Source organism: Acidovorax soli (genome assembly GCF_900107605.1).
GTDB classification, from domain to species: domain Bacteria; phylum Pseudomonadota; class Gammaproteobacteria; order Burkholderiales; family Burkholderiaceae_C; genus Acidovorax; species Acidovorax soli.
In genome coordinates this window covers 115,320-135,856 of sequence record NZ_FNQJ01000001.1, presented here as the reverse complement: position 1 = coordinate 135,856, position 20,537 = coordinate 115,320, and the positions used below count along the sequence as shown (strand labels likewise).

Annotated in this window: 20 protein-coding genes and 1 tRNA gene; 7 read left to right on the top strand and 14 right to left on the bottom strand. The window is 62.8% G+C overall.

The features are described 5' to 3' along the window. Positions 1-25 precede the first annotated feature (25 nt). The gene (locus BLW02_RS00655; protein ID WP_092696560.1) at positions 26-643 is read left to right on the top strand and encodes a 2-hydroxychromene-2-carboxylate isomerase; all 618 of its coding nucleotides are present in this window, start codon (positions 26-28) and stop codon (positions 641-643) included. A 48-nt stretch (positions 644-691) separates the two neighbouring features. Here BLW02_RS00655 and BLW02_RS00650 read toward each other — a convergent pair whose 3' ends face one another. After that, positions 692-1,516 carry an IclR family transcriptional regulator gene (locus BLW02_RS00650; protein ID WP_244273584.1) on the bottom strand — a complete coding sequence of 275 codons (825 nt, stop codon included), beginning with the start codon at positions 1,514-1,516 and terminating at the stop codon, positions 692-694. 204 nt (positions 1,517-1,720) lie between these two features. Here BLW02_RS00650 and BLW02_RS00645 point away from each other — a divergent pair, with 204 nt between their 5' ends. The 6 genes from BLW02_RS00645 (at position 1,721) to BLW02_RS00620 (ending at position 8,835) form a co-directional block, all read left to right on the top strand. Beyond that, the gene (locus tag BLW02_RS00645) at positions 1,721-2,710 is read left to right on the top strand and encodes an NAD(P)H-dependent flavin oxidoreductase (RefSeq protein ID WP_092696559.1); all 990 of its coding nucleotides are present in this window, start codon (positions 1,721-1,723) and stop codon (positions 2,708-2,710) included. A 78-nt stretch (positions 2,711-2,788) separates the two neighbouring features. Next, on the top strand, positions 2,789-3,712 hold the full coding sequence (locus BLW02_RS00640; protein ID WP_092696558.1) for an alpha/beta fold hydrolase: 924 nt from the start codon (positions 2,789-2,791) through the stop codon (positions 3,710-3,712). 177 nt (positions 3,713-3,889) lie between these two features. Next, a protein-coding gene (gene prfB / locus BLW02_RS00635; protein ID WP_099049582.1) for a peptide chain release factor 2 occupies positions 3,890-4,994 on the top strand; the annotation gives its coding sequence in 2 pieces (ribosomal slippage) (positions 3,890-3,970 and positions 3,972-4,994; 1,104 coding nt in all). A gap of 8 nt (positions 4,995-5,002) precedes the next feature. Further along, the gene (gene pepN / locus BLW02_RS00630) at positions 5,003-7,729 is read left to right on the top strand and encodes an aminopeptidase N (protein ID WP_208859670.1); all 2,727 of its coding nucleotides are present in this window, start codon (positions 5,003-5,005) and stop codon (positions 7,727-7,729) included. A 10-nt stretch (positions 7,730-7,739) separates the two neighbouring features. Then, positions 7,740-8,747, top strand: coding sequence for a class 1 fructose-bisphosphatase (locus tag BLW02_RS00625; RefSeq protein ID WP_026437633.1), 1,008 nt, complete (start codon positions 7,740-7,742; stop codon positions 8,745-8,747). Positions 8,748-8,759: 12 nt separating this feature from the next. Further along, a tRNA-Thr gene (locus BLW02_RS00620) sits at positions 8,760-8,835 on the top strand. A gap of 459 nt (positions 8,836-9,294) precedes the next feature. Here the strand turns inward: BLW02_RS00620 and BLW02_RS20075 are convergent. The 13 genes from BLW02_RS20075 to BLW02_RS00560 all read right to left on the bottom strand — a co-directional run bounded on the left by BLW02_RS20075 (position 9,295) and on the right by BLW02_RS00560 (position 20,359). Next, positions 9,295-10,113, bottom strand: a complete 819-nt coding sequence (locus BLW02_RS20075; protein WP_208859669.1) for a hypothetical protein — start codon at positions 10,111-10,113, stop codon at positions 9,295-9,297. A gap of 3 nt (positions 10,114-10,116) precedes the next feature. Continuing rightward, entirely contained in the window at positions 10,117-10,899 is a 783-nt protein-coding gene (locus BLW02_RS00610; protein WP_092696557.1) for a hypothetical protein, read from the bottom strand. 3 nt (positions 10,900-10,902) lie between these two features. Then, positions 10,903-11,112, bottom strand: coding sequence for a hypothetical protein (locus BLW02_RS00605; protein ID WP_092696556.1), 210 nt, complete (start codon positions 11,110-11,112; stop codon positions 10,903-10,905). A 2-nt stretch (positions 11,113-11,114) separates the two neighbouring features. Beyond that, positions 11,115-11,495, bottom strand: coding sequence for a hypothetical protein (locus tag BLW02_RS00600; RefSeq protein ID WP_208859668.1), 381 nt, complete (start codon positions 11,493-11,495; stop codon positions 11,115-11,117). Positions 11,496-12,793: 1,298 nt separating this feature from the next. Then, on the bottom strand, positions 12,794-13,207 hold the full coding sequence (locus tag BLW02_RS00595; RefSeq protein ID WP_092696555.1) for a hypothetical protein: 414 nt from the start codon (positions 13,205-13,207) through the stop codon (positions 12,794-12,796). A gap of 16 nt (positions 13,208-13,223) precedes the next feature. Continuing rightward, the gene (locus BLW02_RS00590; RefSeq protein WP_092696554.1) at positions 13,224-14,468 is read right to left on the bottom strand and encodes a plasmid recombination protein; all 1,245 of its coding nucleotides are present in this window, start codon (positions 14,466-14,468) and stop codon (positions 13,224-13,226) included. Then, complete coding sequence (locus BLW02_RS00585) at positions 14,455-14,829, bottom strand: hypothetical protein (RefSeq protein WP_092696553.1); 375 nt, start codon at positions 14,827-14,829, stop codon at positions 14,455-14,457. The genes BLW02_RS00590 and BLW02_RS00585 overlap by 14 nt, the downstream gene beginning before the upstream one ends. 169 nt (positions 14,830-14,998) lie before the next feature. Beyond that, positions 14,999-15,253: a hypothetical protein gene (locus BLW02_RS00580; RefSeq protein ID WP_092696552.1), complete on the bottom strand. Its 255-nt coding sequence runs from the start codon at positions 15,251-15,253 to the stop codon at positions 14,999-15,001. Positions 15,254-15,378: 125 nt separating this feature from the next. Continuing rightward, entirely contained in the window at positions 15,379-16,620 is a 1,242-nt protein-coding gene (locus BLW02_RS19540; RefSeq protein WP_139285311.1) for a hypothetical protein, read from the bottom strand. A 104-nt stretch (positions 16,621-16,724) separates the two neighbouring features. Continuing rightward, the gene (locus BLW02_RS00575) at positions 16,725-17,006 is read right to left on the bottom strand and encodes a BrnA antitoxin family protein (RefSeq protein ID WP_092696551.1); all 282 of its coding nucleotides are present in this window, start codon (positions 17,004-17,006) and stop codon (positions 16,725-16,727) included. Beyond that, positions 16,993-17,271, bottom strand: a complete 279-nt coding sequence (locus BLW02_RS00570) for a BrnT family toxin (protein ID WP_092696550.1) — start codon at positions 17,269-17,271, stop codon at positions 16,993-16,995. The genes BLW02_RS00575 and BLW02_RS00570 overlap by 14 nt, the downstream gene beginning before the upstream one ends. A 55-nt stretch (positions 17,272-17,326) precedes the next feature. Continuing rightward, positions 17,327-18,646, bottom strand: coding sequence for a tyrosine-type recombinase/integrase (locus tag BLW02_RS00565; RefSeq protein WP_092696549.1), 1,320 nt, complete (start codon positions 18,644-18,646; stop codon positions 17,327-17,329). Between the two features lie 540 nt (positions 18,647-19,186). Further along, the gene (locus BLW02_RS00560; protein ID WP_092696548.1) at positions 19,187-20,359 is read right to left on the bottom strand and encodes a DUF4382 domain-containing protein; all 1,173 of its coding nucleotides are present in this window, start codon (positions 20,357-20,359) and stop codon (positions 19,187-19,189) included. Positions 20,360-20,537: the final 178 nt, after the last annotated feature.

The window sequence follows — 20,537 nt, the reverse complement described above, 5'->3', positions numbered from 1 at the left end:
ATTTTGATCATTGGAAGGAGACACCATGACCCCCACCACCGTCGAGTTCCTGTTCGACTTCGGCAGCCCCAACGCCTACCTGTGCCACAAGGTCATCCCGCAGATGGCGGCAAAGACCGGCGCACGGTTCGAGTACATCCCCATCCTGCTCGGCGGACTGTTCAAGCTCGCCAACAACCGCTCGCCGGTCGAGGCCTACGCGCACATCCCCCACAAGCTCGCCTACGAGCGCCTGGAAATGCAGCGCTTCATCCACAAGCACGGCCTGACGGCCTTCCAGCGCAATCCCCACTTTCCCGTCAACACGCTGCACATCATGCGCGGGGCCGTGGCCGCGCAGAAGCTCCACTGCTTCGACCGCTATGTGGACACGGTGTACGCCAGCATGTGGGAGCGCGGATGCAACATGGCGGACCCGCAGGTCATTGCGGCCGAACTCGACGCCGCCGGACTGGACTCCCAGGCCATTCTGGCCACCAGCCAGGAGCCCGACGTCAAGGAACGCCTGCTGGCGAACACCCAGCAGGCCCATGCGCGCGGCGCCTTTGGCAGCCCCACGTTCTTCATGGGCCAGGAGATGTACTTCGGCAAGGACCGACTGCACGACATGGAGGAAGCCATCCTGCAGGCCACGGGCCACTGAGCACCGCCCGATTCCCCCTGCAAGCACAAGCCAAGTCCCATGCCGGTGTCAGCTTTTGGCGTGGAACTGGGCCTCGATGCCGCGCACCGTGGCGATCAGCCGTGGCCGGACTTCATCCATGAACGTTTCGGCCGAAATCGAAGAGGCCGCGGCGGCGGCATTCACCACCATCAGGGGCAGGCCCGAACCCAGGCGCACGGGCACCGCGATGCCATGGATTTCGCGCCGCCAATCGCCAAAGGAACGCACGCAACCGAACTCGGCAAGATCGGTCATCGCCTGGCGAATGCCCTTTTCGACCCTCGGCCAGCCCACCGGGTCGATGGCCTGGAGCCGCGCCTCCAGCGTCTGGCGCGCCCCCTCTGGCGCACCGGCCAGGTAGCCACGCCCGGCGGCCGTGGTGCCCAGCGGAATGTGCGAGCCGATGCCCAGCATCAGCGTGAGGATGGCCGTCTCGCTGCGGCAGTTCTCGATGTAGAACATGGACAGGTCGTCGCGGGTCGCCAGCGCCACCATGGTGTCCGTCTCGTTGGCAAGCTGCTGCAAAAAGGGGTTGCTCACCTCCTTGACATCCAGGCGCGACAAGGTCGTGCCCCCCAGCGTCAGCGCCATGAGGCCCAGGCGGTAGCGCCCCGACTCGGCGATGTGGTGCAGGTAGCCCAGCTTGGTCAGCGTGTAGGTCAACCGCGTGATGGTGGATTTGGGCAGGCTGCAGCGCTCGGCAAGCTCATGGTTTCCGAGCCTCTCCTCGCCCGACTTGAACGCGTGCAAGACCTCCAGCCCCCGCGCAAGCGCCGTCACGAAGTGGCGGTCTTCCTTGGGAGGGCCCGATCGGCGGGGCGATCCCCCTGCTGGCTTTTCCACCAATGTCACGATGTATCCCCCTGTGGGCACAGATCATGCCACCAGGCAGAACGAATATGAAGTCGCCAGAGGGTTTTATCGCTCGATGTTCTGCATTGCAGTTTTTGAATACCCGTCAAGGCATTCCCTCGGCGCCATTCGACGCGACAATCGGAGTTTCCGGACCAGCCGCGCCACACCGCCCTTTCCACCACATTCCTCCAGGAGACCCGCATGCGCACCCGTATCACCGAGCTTTTGGGTATTGAACGCCCCATCATCCAGGGGGGCATGCATTTCGTCGGCCTCGCCGAATTGGCGTCCGCCGTGTCCAATGCCGGCGGACTGGGCATCATCACCGCGCTGACCCAGCCCACACCCGCCGCGCTCGCGGCCGAGATCGCGCGGTGCCGGTCGATGACGGACAAGCCGTTCGGCGTCAACCTGACCTTCCTGCCCGTGCGCACGCCGCCCGACTATGCCGGCTACATCCGCGCCATCATCGATGGTGGCGTGAAAATCGTCGAAACGGCCGGGAACAACCCGCAGCAGTGGATGCCCCTGCTGAAGGACGCAGGCATCAAGGTCATCCACAAGTGCACCGCCGTGCGACACGCATTGAAGGCACAGAACATAGGCTGCGATGCCGTCAGTGTGGACGGCTTCGAGTGCGGCGGCCATCCGGGCGAGGACGATGTGCCCAATTTCATTTTGCTGCCCCGCGCGGCCGAGGCGCTCAAGGTGCCCTTCATCGCGTCGGGAGGCATGGCAGACGCGCGGTCACTGGTGGCTGCGCTGGCCCTTGGCGCAGACGGCATCAACATGGGCACACGCTTCATCGCCACCCAGGAGGCCACGGTTCATGAGAACGTCAAACAGGCCATTCTGGCCGCGACGGAGCTGGACACCCGCCTGGTGATGCGGCCGCTGCGCAACACGGAGCGGGTCCTGGTCAACAAAGCGGTCGAGCGGCTGCTGGAAAAGGAGCGCCAGCTGGGCGCAGCCATCACGTTTGCCGACATCGTGTCCGAAGTGGGCGGCGTCTATCCCAAGGTGATGCAGAACGGCGAGCTGGACGCCGGCGCATGGTCCTGCGGCATGGTCGCGGGCCTGATCCACGACATTCCCACGGTACGGGAGCTGATGGACCGCATCATGAACGAGGCGGAACACATCGTCAGCCAGCGCCTGGCCGGCATGTTCGCAACAGCCCCGGCGCATTGATGGCTTCATCGCCAGGCAGCAGGGCCCGCTGTCCCGCGATTGACATGGGCTCCGCGGCCGCTGGGTAACATCGTCGCCATGTATGTCACCCGCCAGACCTCGCGCAGCGAATTCGTTGCCATCCGCCAGCTGAACTACCACGTGCGCCTGTGGGGGCCCGAGACCGCGGCCCTGCCGCCGCTGGTGCTGGTGCATGGCTGGATGGACGTGGCCGCGTCCTACCAGTTCGTCGTCGATGCCTTCGGCGAAGACTTCCTGCGCAGCCGCCGCATCATCGCGCCCGACTGGCGGGGCTTTGGCCTCACGGCGCCGCCCGTGCCCACCGACCACTACTTCTTCCCCGACTACCTGGCCGACCTGGACCAGTTGCTCGACCACTACGCGCCCGGCACCCCGGTGGACCTGGTGGGCCACAGCATGGGTGGCAACGTCGCCATGTTCTATGCCGGAGTCCGGCCCGCGCGCATCCGCCGCCTGGTCAACCTCGAAGGCTTCGGCATGCCCGCGAACAAACCCGCCAAGGCGCCCGGGCGCTATGCGCAGTGGATGGACGAACTCAAGGCCCTGCGGCGCGGCGAGATGGCACTGAACACCTACGACAGCGCGGCCGGCGTGGCGCAGCGCCTCATGAAGACCAACCCGCGCCTGTCGCAGGACAAGGCCGACTGGCTGGCGCGGCACTGGGCCCGCCCCAACGCCCTGGGCCAGTGGGAAATCCTGGGCGACGCAGCGCACAAAATCATCAACGCGCAACTGTTTCGCCTGGACGAGGTGCTGGCGCTGTACGAAGCCATCAGCGCGCCCACGCTGGCCGTGGAAGCGGCAGACGACAGCCTGGGCCAGTGGTGGAAGGGCCGATACAGCCTGGACGAATACCACCAGCGCCTGACCCATGTGCGCGACTGCCGCATTGCCGTGGTGCCGGATGCCGGCCACATGCTGCACCACGACCAGCCCCAGGCCGTGGCGGCGCTGATCGAGCAGTTCGTGGGTGACTCATAAAGAAAATGCTTGCAAGCGCTGATGCATCCACCGCAAGCAGCTGTTCATTCTGAAATTTTCGGGGTGGCATTCGGGTGGCAGCGGCAGGCGCCGGGCCGGTCGGGGGGCATTGGGCGCCAGAGATCGCGTCCCATGAGAAAATCGCGGGTTATTCCACAAGACACCCAGGACAAGACCATGGACGCAGAACGTATCAACCTCATCGGCAACACCCTCTCCGACCTGGCCGTGCGCACGCAAGAGTTACGGAGGTATCTTTGACTTCGATGCCAAATTCGAACGCCTGCGCACGGTAAACGCATCGCTGGAAGACCCCACGGTCTGGAACGATCCCAAGAAGGCCCAGGAGCTGGGCAAAGAGAAAAAGTCGCTCGACGGCGTGGTGCTCACGCTCGACAAGCTCACGCGTGAGCTGGCCGACAACGCCGAGCTGTACGAGATGAGCAAGGAAGAAGGCGACGAGGCCGGCCTGATGACCATCGAGGCCGAAACCGCCAAGCTCCAGCCCGAGATCGAGCAGCTCGAATTCCGCCGCATGTTCAGCAACGAGGCCGATCCGCTCAACTGCTTTGTGGACATCCAGGCCGGCGCCGGCGGCACCGAGGCCTGCGACTGGGCCAGCATGCTGCTGCGCCAGTACCTCAAGTATGCCGAGCGCAAGGGTTTCAAGACCACGGTCGAAGAAGAAACCCCTGGCGACGTGGCCGGCATCAAAAGCGCCACGATCAAGGTCGAGGGCGAATACGCCTATGGCCTGCTGCGCACCGAAACCGGCGTGCACCGCCTGGTGCGCAAGAGCCCGTTCGACAGCTCGGGCGGCCGCCACACCAGCTTTGCCAGCCTGTTCGTCTATCCCGAGATCGATGACTCGATCCAGATCGACATCAACCCGGCCGACGTGCGCACCGACACCTACCGAGCCTCCGGCGCGGGCGGCCAGCACATCAACAAGACCGACTCGGCCGTGCGCCTGACCCACATCCCCACGGGCATCGTGGTGCAATGCCAGGACGGCCGCAGCCAGCACGGCAACCGCGACATCGCCTGGCAGCGCCTGCGCAGCCGGCTGTATGACCACGAGATGCGCAAGCGCCAGGAAGAGCAGCAAAAGCTCGAAGACACCAAGACCGACGTGGGCTGGGGTCACCAGATCCGCAGCTACGTGCTGGACAACAGCCGCATCAAGGATCTGCGCACCGGCGTCGAAATTTCGGCCACCCAGAAGGTGCTGGACGGCGATCTCGACGCATTCATCGAAGCCTCCCTCAAGCAGGGCGTTTAAGGAAAACCATGTTGCAACTGCGTGACGGCCAGGGCCAGGCGCCCGCCATCCACCGCGCCGACTACCAGGCCCCGGCCTGGTGGATCGACACCGTCGACCTGACGTTCGACCTGGACCCCGCCAAGACCCGCGTGCTCAACAAGATGCGCCTGCGCCGCAACCCCGACGTGGCGGCACAGCCGCTGCGCCTGGACGGCGAAGCGCTGAACCTGGCGCGCGTCATGGTCAACGGCGGCGGCACCTCGTTCAAGATGGACGGCAACCAGCTGGTGCTGGAGAACCTGCCCGAAGGCGCCGAGCCCTTCGACCTGGAAATCTTCACCACCTGCGCCCCGGCCAAGAACACACAGCTCATGGGCCTGTATGTGAGCCAGGGCACGTTCTTCACGCAGTGCGAGGCCGAGGGTTTTCGCCGCATCACCTACTTCCTCGACCGGCCGGACGTGATGGCCAGCTACGCCGTCACGCTGCGCGCCGACAAGGCCCAGTACCCGGTGCTGCTCTCCAACGGCAACCTGGTGGACAGCGGCGCGCTCGAAGACGGCCGCCACTTCGCCAAGTGGGTCGATCCGCACAAGAAGCCCTGCTACCTGTTCGCCCTGGTGGCCGGCAAGCTGGTGGCACGCGAGCAGAAGATCAAGAGCCGCTCGGGCAACGACCACCTGCTGCAGGTGTATGTGCGCCCCGGCGACCTGGGCAAGACCGAGCACGCCATGAACGCGCTGATGCACAGCGTGACCTGGGACGAAGCCCGCTTCGGCCTGCCGCTGGATCTGGAGCGCTTCATGATCGTCGCCACCAGCGACTTCAACATGGGCGCCATGGAAAACAAGGGCCTGAACATCTTCAACACCAAGTATGTTCTGGCCAGTGAGGCCACCGCCACCGATACCGATTTCGCCAACATCGAAAGCGTGGTGGGCCACGAGTATTTCCACAACTGGACGGGCAACCGCGTCACCTGCCGCGACTGGTTCCAGCTGTCGCTGAAGGAAGGCCTCACGGTCTTCCGCGACCAGGAGTTCAGCCAGGACCTGGCGGGCAGCCCCTCGGCCCGCGCCGTCAAGCGCATCGAGGACGTGCGCGTGCTGCGCACGGCGCAGTTCCCCGAGGACGCAGGCCCCATGGCCCACCCCGTGCGGCCTGACAGCTACATCGAGATCAACAACTTCTACACCGTCACCATCTACGAAAAGGGTGCCGAGGTAGTGCGCATGCAGCACAACTTGGTGAGCCGCGAAGGTTTTGCCAAGGGCATGAAGCTGTACTTCGAGCGCCACGATGGCCAGGCCGTGACCTGCGACGACTTCGTGCAGGCGATTGCCGATGCCAACCCGCTCAGCCCGCTGGCGCAGCACCTGCCGCAGTTCAAGCGCTGGTACAGCCAGGCCGGCACGCCCCGCGTGCGCGCCACCGGCCACTACGACGCCGCCACGCGCAGCTATGCGCTCACGCTGTCGCAGAGCTGCGCGCCCACGCCCGGCCAAAGTGAGAAGCAGCCTTTCGTCATCCCGGTGGAGCTGGGCCTGATCGACGCCAGCACCGGCGCCGCCCTGCCCTTGCAACTGGCGAACGAAGCCGGTGCGGTCACCACCTCCCGCGTGGTGGTGCTGACCGAAGCCTCGCAGACGTTGACCTTCACGAACCTGGATGCCGAGCCCGTGCCTTCGGTGCTGCGCGGTTTCAGCGCCCCCGTGGTACTGGACATCGAGTACACCGATGCCCAGTTGCTCACGCTGCTGGCCCATGACGCTGACGCATTCAACCGCTGGGAGGCAGGCCAGCGCCTGGCACTGCGCACCGCTATCCATGCAATAGCTGATAGCGAACAGCAGACGGGTGCCCACGGCCGTTTCGACCGCAATATTCTCTCGCCAGAGTTTGTCGAGGCCATGCGCTCCGTGCTGCGCAATCCGGCACTGGACGCGGCCTTCAAGGAACTGGTCCTTACGCTGCCGTCCGAGACCTACATCGCCGAGCAGCTCGACGTGGTCGATCCCCAGCGCATTCACGCCGTGCGCGAAGCCATGCGCGAGCAGCTGGCCCTGTCGCTGCAGCCTGACTGGGCCTGGGCCTGGGAGCAGCACCAGGACACCGGCGGCTACCGCCCCGACCCGGTTTCGTCCGGCCGCCGCGCGCTCAGCGGTCTGGCGCTGCACATGCTGTGCATCGCGGCCCAGCGTGCGGGCGATGGGGTCTGGCCCGGCAAGGCGTATCAGCGCTTCAAGGTGGCAGCCAACATGACCGACCGCTTCAACGCCCTGACCGCGCTGGTGGCCAGCGGCAGCGAGCTGGCCGCCCCCGCCCTGGCGCGCTTTCACACGCTGTTCAAGGACGAGCCGCTGGTCATCGACAAGTGGTTTGCCCTGCAGGCGGGCGCGCCCGACCGCGCTGGCAACGTGCTACCCACCGTGCGCCAGCTCCTGCAACACCCGGACTTCAGCCTCAAGAACCCCAACCGCGCGCGCAGCGTGATCTTCAGCTACTGCAGCGCCAACCCGGGCGCGTTTCACCGTGCGGACGCAGCAGGCTACGTGTTCTGGAGCGACCGCGTGATCGAGCTCGACGCCCTCAACCCACAGGTAGCCGCCCGCCTGGCACGCGCCCTGGACCGCTGGAAGAAACTGGCCGAACCCTGGCGCAGTGGCGCCCGCGAGGCCATCGCCCGCGTGGCCGCACGCCCCGACCTGAGCAACGATGTGCGCGAGGTCGTCACCCGCGCACTGGCCGATTAAGGAGATATCCATGGCAAACAAAGTCAGCCTGACCCGCTACCTCGTCGAACAACAGCGCGTGGACGGCCTCATTCCCGGCCAGTTGCGCCTGCTGCTCGAAGTGGTGGCACGCGCCTGCAAGAGCATCAGCCACGCCGTCAACAAGGGCGCCCTCGGGGGCGTGCTCGGCAGTGCCGGCAGTGAGAACGTGCAGGGCGAAGTGCAGAAAAAGCTCGACATCATCGCCAACGAGGTGCTGATCGAGGCCAACGAATGGGGTGGCCACCTCGCCGGCATGGCCAGCGAGGAGATGGACGGCATCTACGTGGTGCCCAACCGCTATCCCAAGGGCGAATACCTGCTGCTGTTCGACCCCCTCGACGGCTCCAGCAACATTGACGTCAACGTGAGCATCGGCACCATCTTCAGCGTACTCAAGATGCCCGAAGACGACCGCGGCGTGGACGAAGGCGATTTCCTGCAAAAGGGCAGCCAGCAGGTGGCCGCCGGCTATTGCGTCTATGGCCCGCAAACCACGCTGGTGCTCACCGTGGGCGACGGCGTGGCCATGTTCACGCTCGACCGCGAGCAGGGCTCGTTCGTGCTGACGCAAGAGAATGTGCGCATTCCCGAGGACACCAAGGAATTCGCCATCAACATGAGCAACATGCGCCACTGGGACGAACCGGTCAAGCGCTACATCGACGAATGCCTGCAGGGCAAGGAAGGCCCGCGCGGCAAGGACTTCAACATGCGCTGGATCGCCAGCATGGTGGCCGACGTGCACCGCATCATGACCCGCGGCGGCATCTTCATGTACCCCTGGGACAAGCGCGAACCCAACAAGCCCGGCAAGCTGCGCCTGATGTACGAGGCCAACCCCATGGGCTGGCTCATCGAGCAGGCCGGCGGCGCCGCGACCAACGGCAAACAACGCATCCTCGACATCCAGCCTACCCAGTTGCACGAACGCGTCAGTGTGATTCTGGGTTCAAAAAATGAAGTCGAGCGGGTGACAAGCTACCATTCCACGCTATAATTGCAGGCTTACGCCGGTGTAGCTCAGTCGGTAGAGCAGCTCATTCGTAATGAGAAGGTCGGGTGTTCGATTCATCTCTCCGGCACCAAGTCAGTAAAGGAAACCCCGCTATCAATACGGTAGCGGGGTTTTTCTTTTGGTGTGACTTGTAGGCAATCTGTAGGCAAGTTGCCGGAATGCGACACCCAGCACAGAACAAAAGAAAAGCCCCAACAATGCCGTTTTGGTTGGGGCAAAGCAGAGACTCCTGCTCAGGGGCGTGAGGGTCAGGTTTCCGCGCTAACTTCTGCACTAACCAAAATTCGGGGGCAGGCGTGAGCCTCCGCAGGCCCTTCGGCCCCTTACCAAAACCTCACCATTCGCCCCATCCAGAAAGGGTGCCCCGCGCTATTTGTGTGAATCACACGGATACGCAGGCAACAACCGCTGGGCGCTTTGGCCTCACGCGCGCTGTGCGTCCGGCAAATTCAGGTTTTTTCAGGTTCGGGAACGGCTCATCGCCTGCAATGCAGGGCTGGGCAATGAGGGCGCAGGAATGCCTACCCCATTACCTCAGCATCAGTTCCAGTTGCGCGGTCGATTCCGTGCGCACCATGCCGCGTACCGCTTCATCGCGTACCTGTTGCCTCAACCTTCGCATAGGGCTGGTCGGTCGTGGTGCTGCCTCGCGTTTCTGGCGGCTGTCAGCCCGCCCGATATTCGCTCGCACCTTCTGCACCCCTGCAACACCCTGAACATCCTTCGCTGCGCTCACCTTAGATGGCTCTCTAGATAGGTGTCCGTGTGGCGGTACAGGGGAAGCACCAAAATGCGCCCGGATAGTACCGTGGGGCGGTACAGTGGGCGCCCTCTCTGTACCGTGGGACGGTGCAATGGGGCGCTCTATTGGACCGTGGGGCGGTACAAGGGATGCGTTTTTCTCTGTACCGTGTGGCGGTACAGGTGGGTCAATTTTCACAGCGTTGTGCATGCGATACGCACCGCGCTGGAATGCCTCGGTGGCGCCGATGTCGTAGCCCGGATGCCGGTCCAGCGCCCGCCATGTCACGGCATACCGGGCGGCCTTGTTCGGGCGTTGGCCCTTCACCGTCTCAAAGATGAACCCGGCATCCAGCAACTCGCGCTTGGCCTTGGTCAGCATATCGACCGAATTCCAGCCCCTGCCTGCCATGTAGCCCCGTGACAGCAGCAGCCAGCCGTTGTTGTCACGCGTGAACTGCCGGGCCACCTCCAGCAGCAGGGCGCGGGCGTGCATGGATAGCTGGGCGTAGGCGGGACTGTCCAGCACCACCCACGGCAGCGCCACAAACCCGCCAGCATCCCGGCCTGCATCGCCCCGGCGCAGCTTGTTGCGTCCGTTTGCCATGGCTCAGGCGTCCGAGCGCTGGGCCTTGCTGCGCTTGGCTGCTTTGGCTGCCTTCATGCGTTCCACAAATGCGGCTTTCTCTCTGGCGTCATGGTCCGCCATGTATGCCTGCACATGCTCGGCCTGGGCAATCTTGGCGGCCATGTATTCCCTGTGCTTGGCATGCTTCGCCATGAAGTTAAGGGCTTCCTCAACTATGTCCATAAAAGCTAGGCCTGCATTGCGCCGGGATGGCTTGCCGTATGGCTCATTGCAAGCCTGTAATGCCGCCTTGATGATGTCTCGCTTGTCGATGCACGGCCCGTAGTCGCGGGCCAGGGCATCCAGTAGCTCGGCGGCGCAGCGGTAGCCTGTGACGCTCCCTGCGCAGCCATTCTCGGCAGGAACATCAAAGCTGTTAACCCTCTTCACCCACCTCCCTCGGTGGATATCTTTGGTGATAAAGGATAGAGCCCCCCGGCGTGTGCGGGTGCCGTCAGGGCGGCGGATGACGGGTGGGGCCGCGTGGCTGCGCAATTTTGCGCAGTCCTCTTGGGACAGTTCCGAGAAAAGTGGATGCCAGGCGTCCGCCTCGGTAGGAAGGTCAATCGTGCGTTGCCAGCCGCCGGGAAACTCCAGCAGCGCGGTCTTTCCGTATTCCCCTGTGCCCAGCGCCAGCAAGCGAATGGGCTTGGTTACTCCATCTTTGAGGTGGTTGGCGGGCGTCCGTGGCCCAGCGGCGGGGGCTGCGTGGGCTCTGGCCTCGGTCGGGTTGAGTGGGGTATCTGAGGGGATGAAGTACGCCATGGCTTACCCCTCCTTGCCGGTCAGGGCGTCATGGGCCAGGGCGCAGATGCCACCGATGGTCCAAGTGTTGCCGTCAATGGTCATCCGGTCGTGCGCCTCGATGGCGCAGCCGTCATCAATGGCCTTCTCCAGCGCGGCCAATGCCAGGCGCAGGACTTCACGCAATGCGGCAGCTTCGCCCTGGGGGTAGGCGGTGTGGTGGTGGATGCTCATGGTCAGCCCTCCGCTTGCAGTTGGCCGATAGATGCCAGGGCCTGCACCAGCTTGCGGCGGGCTGCGGCGAAGTTGCCGCGCTCTATGTAGCTGCTGGCAAGGTTTGCCGCATTGAAGGCTGCGAGAACGGCGGTCAGGTTCGTAGTGGGGATGGTGTCCGGAGTGGACGGGGTGGGCGCAGGTTTACGCGCCGTGATTGCGGTCATGGTCTTGGCTCCTTCGGGAGTGGCAAGGAAATCCACCGTTTGCGTTTGAACGCGCATCAGGTGGGCGGGATGTTTCAAACACGTCCGAAGCCGTGCGGCCATCCTTGCGGGTAGGCCCATCCCGCCCGAAACCATGTCAGAGCCGTGCATGCGCACCAGCCCCGGAAATTCAGGCATGACAAAACCCCGCTTATCGGTGGGGGCCGCTACCGCTTCGGATGTGGTGTTTGAACGCACCGGGCCTCTCGGCTTGGGCGGACTGTAGCATGGCCGCCAGTCGGTGAGTGCAATTCGTGCCTGTAGAATTCGCGCCATGTTGTAAGCCAACCCTTCTTGAGATGAACCGTTGCACAGCACCAGTCGTGCTGTGCTTTTCTACGTCTCAAGGAGAAAATATGCCTTACGTCCGTACTGCTCGCGCCTATGTTTGGGTCGATACCCCATCCACAGCAAAGCCAGAAAAGTTTGTCCCTGCGCCGGAAGAAATCCGGTGGGCACAGAAACCACTCCCTTCCCACCACGGCCTGTGCATTGGGTTTGCTGACACATCGGACGGTCCCTTTGTGGCCGTCAAAAGGTCATCGGGCACGTTCTGGCTGGCAGCAGGCCAAGTTCTCCACCACCGCGAGCTTTCCGACTGGCTACGCGCCGGGTTTGGCGCTGTCGCATAGCATGGCCTGCATCGCCCCGGCCAAACTGGGGCTGCGCCGACCGGTGACCAGTCGCGCCCACAGGCCAGTCCCGCGTTTCGAGTCCCGCTTGTACCAATCAGGGTCGTATCGTGTGTCGCCTGATGGGACTTGCGGCTTGCGACTCGCAGGGCCGTAATTCCAGTGAATCACTGCCTCTGCGGGCTCAGGACTAAGGCCTTCGCTGGTTGGTTCGACTGGCATAAAAGCTAAGGAAAACTAAGCGTCATAGGCACTGTAACGCAGCACCCGCAAGCATTGCACGTTTCAGTGGTAACCGGCCTGGTAACCACTCCGCACTGAGTGCGGAGTGCATTGATACCAGATTGGATACCAGCCTCGCGCGCGTGCGTAATGGTCCCTTAGCAAGTCGCCTGCCTCGCGCGCGCGTGCGTACTGTTCTGAAAACTCAGGGCATCCGCAATTGTTGTATTTTTTTGCACTTGCGTTACATGGCATCAGACAACTTTGGTGTGGTCGTCACTGACGACCGTACCATTCGCGCGCATGTTAACTTTTGCCAACAAGGTGACATGTATGGTTTTGTCTGGTTCAAACGCTCGGCAATATGAGGTTTTCTGAGGTTCTGTCGTAGCCACGCACTGGAGCCCCTGCAATGCTTCCGGCTTGGCGGACGTTGGCAGGCGTGGCGCCGACCTTCCTGCGGCCTCCCATGCCCCTTGCGCACGAAACTAGGCCCTTGACGAAACCTTGTCGTCCACCCTATTCAAAACCTCACCACTGCCGGGCGATGGCCGAAGCTCCGTATTGCTTTAGGGTGGGCACTCAGTACCCGCCCTCGGTGGGTGCTGGTTGCTGCACATTGGAGCCTTCAGGCAACCCTTCCTCAAAATCTGCGCACCACTCGCCCGCCAGGTCTTGCAGTGCTTGGAGCTTGGTCATTTCATAGCTCAGGTCGGCGTGCCGGTGGTCACTGTGCTTTGCCATCCAGTCGGCCAGGTTGTCGATGCGGTCGCGCAGGCCCACCATACGGCGTTGCAAAGCGGTGATGGTCTTTGCGGCCTGCTGGTCGCTGGCGATGATTCCGAACTGCTCACAGACTGCCAGAAGCTGCCAGGGGTGCACCAGCACAGATTGCGGTTCTTCAATTCCGTCCTGCTGGGTGAGCATGATGGCCGTGCCGTGTTGGTCGTTGACCAGTTCAGCGCTCAGGTGGTGGTGGGTCAGTTTGTTGGTCATGGTGGTGTCCCCTGGTTCAGTCGTTCCAGGCGTTCAGGTCTTGGGCTTCGGAGCGGTCGACCATGCGGCTGTCGTCTGGGTAGGCCGTTACAGGCGCGGAGGTGCGGGCGTGCCGGGTGATGGCGGCATCCTGGGCGGCCCTCGCCACGCTTACGCGGTCGCGGCGTTGTGCGGTTGCCTGGTCAGCCAGCAGAGCACCGGCGCTGCCAACCCTGGGCTGGGCCATGGCACGGATGCCTACCCGCTGCCACAGCTCATCCAGGGTCTCGATGACCTTGCGCTTCCCGACGCCATCAGAGCCAGCGCCCGGACGGTCGCCTTGGGTCGGTTCGGGCACCGTTGGGGCTCTGCTTGGGCGGGCGGCGGAGGCGGTTTTTAGGGTGGTTTCTGAGGCAATCCCTACACAGGATAGGGATTGGATTTTTTCAACCTGTTTTTCAATCCCTATAGGGTTTGCTGTGCTGCTCATCGTGTCCCCTTCAATCCCTATAGGGTTTGGCTCGGCCTGGGTTTGGCGGTCTTTCTTGGCGCTCAACTCAATTCCAAGCGCGCGAACTGCGGCGGTCGGGTCGCGCTCGATGGCTGCCACCAGGACCGGCCAAAGCGGGCCATTGGCAGCGGGGAGCCCAGTTGCTTCACAGTGGGCCAGGACGGCAGCTAAAGCCCAGCGTTTGGCCTCCCCGCGCAACTTGGCCGATTCGCGCTGCAACCCAGCGGGTCCAGCAATCGCGTTGAAAAAGCTCTCCCGCAGTTGCAGCAGCTTGGGACGTTCCACGGGCTTGCCTCCGGCATATATGCCTTCAGCCAGTGGTAGCAGCAGAACGTGAAGGTGCGGCGCAACTTCATCGGCATGGCTCACGGCCGACAGCACCGGCAGCGGCAGAGCCCCCATCAGCCACGAAAGACAGCGGGCGAAGTAGGCGTCCGCATCCACCCCGGACGATGGCGGCAGGCTGAAAACAAACTCCAGTGCCTGAACGTGGTCACGGCGCATGGCGGCAGGACTGAGCCCGGCAGCGGCCATCAGGGACATTGCCGTGGCCTGCACCTGGGCGGCATCGGCAGGCCCAGCCAGGACAACATTGGTTGCGCTGCGGCCTGGGTTAATCCTGCCTATGCTGCCCATCTCGGCCTGAATCTCGCGCAGGTTGTGACGGGCGGCGGTCAGTAGGTCGCAGGGCTTGCGCCCGTTGACCTTGCTCATGCCGATGGTCTTTGCCGCAAAGTAGGCAATGTCCCCGGCCACGTCAAAAGCCCTCATCAAACAATCCCTTTTGCCCCGGGTGGGGCGTGGGGCGCTTGTGGGCCTTGTTCATCGCTGTGGCACGGCGGTAGGCGTCAGGGGCTCTTGCCCGCAATGCGGCGCGTGCGGCCTTGACCTCGGCAATCCAGCCGCGAGCACCAGCAGCACGAGCAGCATGGATGCAATCGGCGGGCAGCTTGTAGGCGGACACGGTGGCTACACGGCCATCAGTGCAACCCACTGCGCGCTCGTCGGCTTCTATAGGCCAGTTGTAGCGTTCCGCCAGGTAATGGACGTGCGCAGCAGCGCGCATCGTGGCGGCACCGCTCAGGGTGTCAGCGGCGGTCAGCACTTCACCGGAGAGCAGGCGGGCCAGCACTTCAGCACATGCGCTCGCCCGGCGCTTTGGGTATGTAAAAATGCGCGTGTTCGGGGCGCTCGGGTTTTCTTTGGAAGGCTCGGGCGTTTTCATTTGCGAGCCCCCTTGTTCAACCAGCGGGACGGGGTAGCGCACCACAGCGCCAGCAGCAGGCGATTGATTGCGGCGCTCATGCTGCCACCCCCAGCGCGGCTTTGATGCCAGCTACAGGCCAGCACAAACGGCCATTGACACGCACGGGGCGCAGGCCGTCTGGGAAGGTTTCAGCGCAGGCCCAGCCCCGCAAGGTTTGAGGGCGGCGCAGCAGGTAATGGGCTGCCTGTTCGGTCGGCACCGTGGGGCGGTTGACCAGTTCCAGCGGGGGGAAGTGCTGGGGCTCAGATTCAGCGCGGCGGGTGTGTGCGCTGTGATTGGTTGCTTGCATTGGGTGCTCCAAACACCACCGAATGGCGATGTATGGAACCCAATTCTTTGCATATCAGCGCAGCGGAAAAACTGCGGAGAAGGCCCGGAGAAAGTCCGGAGAAGTTTCGGAGAATCTCCCGAAAATCAACCTTGCATCGTGTGTTTTTGGCGTGGAAGTTTGCCCAAGTTGTGCATTGCTTGCGTCAGTGAATCTGGGGTTTTTGCAGCGCTTATCAGCTTGCCCTTTGCCCGTGCCCAAGTCAGTGCGTCAGCTTCCCTCCATCCCCGTGTGCCTGCCTTAGCGGCAGTGGCAAGCCCGTTCGCCTTCGCGTCTGAAATATCACGTTCGATGGTGGGCCATTCGTGAACGTGCGCGGCTACCAGCGCGGATTTTTTGAACGGCACCACGGGCGCATTGCTGGCGCTGGCTGCCACGACGGGCGCAGGCGCTGCTGCCTGGGGTTGCGCTGGTTCTGCTGCGGTATTGGTTTCCACCGACTGCTCCGGTATTTCCCGGACTGGTCGTGGCCTGTCCAACTTCAGCCTAACGGTAAACCCTGTTGCCTCGGCCCATTCAAGAACATCGAAAAGTTTGACAAGCTGTACCGTGTACATGTCCTGAATTTTGCTGCGCGCCGAAACAATCCCGCGCTCTATGGCAGATGTGGCGGCCCGAACAAAATCAGCGTATTCATCAGGGCGTGCCCATGTTTTGCCGGGACGCTCTTGGTACTGGATAGGCTGATATCGAATGACTTTGAGGGGCGGGGGCTCAAAACCCGCAACGACAAAGGCTGCCTCCTCTATCGTCAGTTCTCCGAGCCGCTGCCACCTATTTGCATCCACTGGCGTCAGTGGGAAGTCAAACGGCCTACCGTCTGCGGCACGGTTGAACCCCTCCAGAACCATTCCCTGCGTCGCAATGGCAGGGTCTGGATGCGGATTGAAATTCAGGATATGAACGCTTGGGTCGAAACCTTCGGGGTTACCACGGGCGCGCGCGCCTTCAGGCCCGTACTCCATGGCGTGGGCGGTCTCGAACTCGTCGCGCCATACAAACACACAAGCAGGCAACTGCGCCAGCGACGCGCACCGCCATTGCTGCCTGCCCGTTTCGTGGCTGGTTTGATTGGCCTTGATGGTGTGACTGATGGCTTGAAGTATGTCCACAACCCAGCTTCGCCACCAACGCGGCGGTATTGCTTCTATGCTGCCATCGGAGTGCAGGCGGTAGGCTTTCAAGTCATCAAAAGAAGGCCAATAGTCTGAGTCCCCGGCAAGAATTTGCGCCAGCCCGTCAGGGGTTAGCCCTCGCCAATCTGTCAGTAGTGGAATGGCTCTGACAGGTAGGGCACCCCTGCCGTTGATTTCTGTGATGACGTGCAAAGCATCCTCCCGAATGCTGCTCCCCAAGCAGGAGCCCCAGCAGGCCAGCGGGAGGAACTGGCCTTTCGGCAGGATTGCGGCCCTGCCTAGCTGGGGCGAAACTGTCAGGCGTGGGTCTGCACCCAGCTTTTCAGGGCTTCATTGATGCGGGTTTGCCAGCCATCGCCCGATGCCTTGAACTTCTCCAACACGTCCACGTCCAGGCGTAGTGTGACTTGGGCTTTGGTGCCGCTGCCCAGCGGTCGGCCACGGCGCACCAACGGCTTAACCTGCGCCCAGTCAGCATCAGTGAATGGCCGGGCATCGGGGTCAGCCATTGCGGCGGCAGTGATGGCTGCATCCTCGGCAGCAGTAGGCAGAATGGTTCCGACTTTAAGTTTCGGCATAGCGTTTCACCTCTCGGCTGTTGGCCTTTCTCAAACTGATAACGCGGCGCTCGGTCGGCTTATCGGCTGGGCGGTCAACAAACACCACAGCCATGATGCGCAGCCCGATGTACCCCAGCGCCACCATGCGGGCCTCGCCATAGTCCCGGCGCGTGTCCGGCCACACTACGGCGGTGCCCCATTCAAAGCCCGCTACCTCGGTCAGTGAGACGCCATGCTTTGCCAGATTGGCGGCATCTTTGGCCGGGTCGAACGTCACATTCATAGTTTATTGTAGCTACGTTTATTTGAAGTTCAAGGATTATTTGTAGTTGCGTTTTTCATGTAACGCTCACCACTCGCAGCTTTCCCGGTTCGGCCTGGGCGTCGAATTTCACCCCGGCAAGGGCCAGGATGTGCGCTTCTATTTGCTCCACAAACGGGCGCAGGGCGTCGATACTGCGCGGCCTGTACCCCTCGGCTGTGGCACTTGGCTTGTGCCCCATCACTTGCGCGATGGCCCCAGCAGGAGCCCCGGCAGCCTCTCCAAGCAGCGAAAAGGAGCGGCGCAGCCCGTGGATAGTCAGGCCCTCGATTGCAGCGCTTTGCAGCGCCTTGGCATGGCTGGCGCGGGTGTCTGTAATTCGCCCTGCCTTACCCGTGCTGGCGAACACATACGGTCCCATCCTGGGCAGCATCGACAGCATTTGCGCCATGTAGGGGCTCAGGGGAATGGTTCGCGTTGTTTCCACCTTGTCGGCAATTGTCAGTTTGCGCCACTGAAAATCTACGTTTGCCCATGTCAGGGCTGCCAGTTCTTCACGGCGGGCACCAGTCAGCAGCAAGGCGCGCAGATAGGCGCTTGCGGTGCGGTTGCTCAGTTGCTCCACACCAGCCCACCAGCCGGGCACCTGGGCAGCTTCTAGGGCGTCGGTACGGCGGGTATTGCCGGGCAAGCTCTCCACAATGGCGGCGGCCTTGCCTGCATCGCGGTCTGTCAGGCTCCGATACTCAGGGCGGGCAGCGCACCAGCGAAGGAAACCACGAAACATCATCAGGGCGCGGGCGGCTTGGTGCTTACCTGCCACTGCTTCGCGGTCGTACCAGCTTTTCAGCACATCCTCATTCACCCCGGCCAGGGGCAGCGCCAGCAGCGGATACAGCGGCCCCGGCCTTGTCGTGCCCTGCCCTCGCTTCTTCTTCTCGCCACCTGGGGCGGCCATCGCCTCAAGGTCGGCACGGTAACGGGGCTTCCATGCGTCCTTACGCTTGGGCTTGCCGCCCTCCAGGTACAGCGGCCACACCTCGCCCACGGTCAGTGCTTTGGCTGTTGCTGCGGCCTTCGCTGCGGCCTTCTGCGCCTGTTGCTGGCGCTCAAGCTCTCGGGGGTCTTGTCCACTGTCCACCAGCACCTTTAGGCGCTGCGCCTCACCTCGGGCCTTTTCAATCGGCCAATCGGTTGCGGTGCCAATGCTCATGCGGATGGTGTCCCCATGCAGTCGGGACTCAAACACATAGGTTTTGCGGCCCGTGGGCGTCACGCGCAGCGCCAGGGCGGGGGTATCGGTGTCCCACAGGAAAGCCTGGGATTTACCAGCCGGGCAGGTGAAAGCGTCAACCCGGCCAGCGGTAAGCCTCACGCGGTTTTGTGGCTTGCTCATGGCGCCCCTTTGGAATCTGTAGGCAATCTGTAGGCAAATTTGGTAGAAATTGCCGAATTCCAATCAACGCTCAAACTGTTCACTTGTCCAGTTTTTCTCTTCTAAGCCGTTGATTTGTATTGATTCTATCAGCAACAATCAACAGGGGCGAATATGCAAATCACCTCATTCGTAATGAGAAGGTCGGGTGTTCGATTCATCTCTCCGGCACCAAGTCAGTAAAAAACCCCGCTATCGAAAAGGTAGCGGGGTTTTTATTTTTGCGTTCGATGCAAGACGACTCTTACGGAAAGTCTCCGGACATCGAGAAAGCCCCCCCGACAACACTCTCCTGCCAGTGGCCTCATCCTGCGTCTCCCGCTCGGAACTGTCGAAGACTTGCCAGCGCAGGTTACCGCGCAGCCCCCTCAACGAAAAGGGGCCGCACACGGCGGCCCCAATGATTGCATTGCTAGCAGCTCAATAGCCAACAACGCTTGACTGGCAGGCGCCAGGTTTCATTTCGGCGTGAAATGCCTTATGCCCCAGGCGCCCTGCCCCTCACGGGAAGGTGAAGTTGGTGGCGACACTGCTTCCGGCGGCGAGTGCGGGCAGCACGACGTCCTTGTCGGCAAAGCCAGGCAGGCTGGCGCGCAGGGTATACCGGGCGGCCGCCTGCGTGTTGGCCGTAAATGCCAACGGTGTGGGCGCTGCGGCATAAGCGGCAACGAGCGGTGCATTGACCGGCAGCGAGAAAGCATAGGAGCCTGGGCCTGTGACGCTGTCCACATACTGCCCGTCGATTTCCACGGCGATACCTGTCAGCGACTGCAGGGCGCGCACCAGGGTATCCGCCGGTGCAGTACCGGTTGCGCTGGCGCTGGCCGATGCAGCCAGGGCGATGGGCGATGCCGCACTGGCCACCGGGGTCACGGTTTCCGCCACCACAGGCACACCCGTCACCACGGCGGAGGTACGGCCGGAAGCCGCCATGACCAGGGTGTAGTTGCCCGGGGCCACCGGTTGCAGCAGGAACTTGCCGGTGCTGTCAGGCACGGTCGCCTTCACGATGGTGCCGTTGGGGAGTTGCAGCGACACCCGCGTAGTGCCAGCGCCCAGTGCCGGGTCGACATACCCCTGCACACCCGACACATAGCGCGGAATGACCGTCACCACCGGCTTGAGCAGGTACTGGCCCGAACCGCCGGCCCGAACCACCGACTTGCAGGCATCGAAGTCCAGCACGAAATCGGCCATCTTGTTCGCGGCGATATCGATATTGATGTTGGTCTTGACACCCGACTGCTGGCCGCTGGGGGTCTTGAGCGCCACTTCAGTGCCCCCGGTGGGCATCACCGAATTGGCCAGCGGTTGGGTGGTGCTGTTGTCAGCCAGCACCAGGCGCATCTGGGTGTACTTGCCCGCAGGCAGGGGAATCTGCCCCAGTTCCATCAGCACGCCATTGGTGAGACTGAGCAGATCCACCCGACGGGCGGGGTTCAGCACGATCTCGGACCAGCCGGCATCAGCATCACCGGCGCTGCTGCTCTGGTGAACACGAATTTTCGAGACCGTCACGTTCACGGTGTCATAGCCACAGCTAGGTGCATCGGTCAACGCCAGGCGCAGCGTGCCGCTACCGGCGGTGTTGTCACCGCCACCGCCCCCGCAGGCAGCCAAGCCGGCAAGCAGGACGGCACCCGCAGCGAATTTCAGATTTTGGAGCAATTTCATGTTGGACCTCTCGGGTTAGCGCGCTGCCAGAACAGCGCACGTGGATGTGAATTTTTCACATCAAGAGAATAAGTGCCCCAAAACCCCGAACCTGTAGGACAAAGCCTTTAGCAGCGCAACAAATGTGACAACGTGCGAACGAATGTGCGACAGCACACGATCCATCGCCGTCAGGCAG

What these genes read in the sequence shown, in the direction of transcription:
- BLW02_RS20075 (WP_208859669.1), bottom strand. Translation starts at nt 10,113, where the DNA reads ATGGCAAACGGACGCAACAAGCTGCGCCGGGGCGATGCAGGCCGGGAT.
- BLW02_RS00605 (WP_092696556.1), bottom strand. Translation starts at nt 11,112, where the DNA reads ATGAGCATCCACCACCACACCGCCTACCCCCAGGGCGAAGCTGCCGCA.
- BLW02_RS00590 (WP_092696554.1), bottom strand. Translation starts at nt 14,468, where the DNA reads ATGAGGGCTTTTGACGTGGCCGGGGACATTGCCTACTTTGCGGCAAAG.
- BLW02_RS00600 (WP_208859668.1), bottom strand. Translation starts at nt 11,495, where the DNA reads ATGCCTGAATTTCCGGGGCTGGTGCGCATGCACGGCTCTGACATGGTT.
- BLW02_RS00595 (WP_092696555.1), bottom strand. Translation starts at nt 13,207, where the DNA reads ATGACCAACAAACTGACCCACCACCACCTGAGCGCTGAACTGGTCAAC.
- pepN (WP_208859670.1), top strand. Translation starts at nt 5,003, where the DNA reads ATGTTGCAACTGCGTGACGGCCAGGGCCAGGCGCCCGCCATCCACCGC.
- BLW02_RS00640 (WP_092696558.1), top strand. Translation starts at nt 2,789, where the DNA reads ATGTATGTCACCCGCCAGACCTCGCGCAGCGAATTCGTTGCCATCCGC.
- BLW02_RS00610 (WP_092696557.1), bottom strand. Translation starts at nt 10,899, where the DNA reads ATGGCGTACTTCATCCCCTCAGATACCCCACTCAACCCGACCGAGGCC.
- BLW02_RS00570 (WP_092696550.1), bottom strand. Translation starts at nt 17,271, where the DNA reads ATGAATGTGACGTTCGACCCGGCCAAAGATGCCGCCAATCTGGCAAAG.
- BLW02_RS00560 (WP_092696548.1), bottom strand. Translation starts at nt 20,359, where the DNA reads ATGAAATTGCTCCAAAATCTGAAATTCGCTGCGGGTGCCGTCCTGCTT.
- BLW02_RS00565 (WP_092696549.1), bottom strand. Translation starts at nt 18,646, where the DNA reads ATGAGCAAGCCACAAAACCGCGTGAGGCTTACCGCTGGCCGGGTTGAC.
- BLW02_RS00645 (WP_092696559.1), top strand. Translation starts at nt 1,721, where the DNA reads ATGCGCACCCGTATCACCGAGCTTTTGGGTATTGAACGCCCCATCATC.
- BLW02_RS00625 (WP_026437633.1), top strand. Translation starts at nt 7,740, where the DNA reads ATGGCAAACAAAGTCAGCCTGACCCGCTACCTCGTCGAACAACAGCGC.
- BLW02_RS00575 (WP_092696551.1), bottom strand. Translation starts at nt 17,006, where the DNA reads ATGCCGAAACTTAAAGTCGGAACCATTCTGCCTACTGCTGCCGAGGAT.
- BLW02_RS00580 (WP_092696552.1), bottom strand. Translation starts at nt 15,253, where the DNA reads ATGCAAGCAACCAATCACAGCGCACACACCCGCCGCGCTGAATCTGAG.
- BLW02_RS00655 (WP_092696560.1), top strand. Translation starts at nt 26, where the DNA reads ATGACCCCCACCACCGTCGAGTTCCTGTTCGACTTCGGCAGCCCCAAC.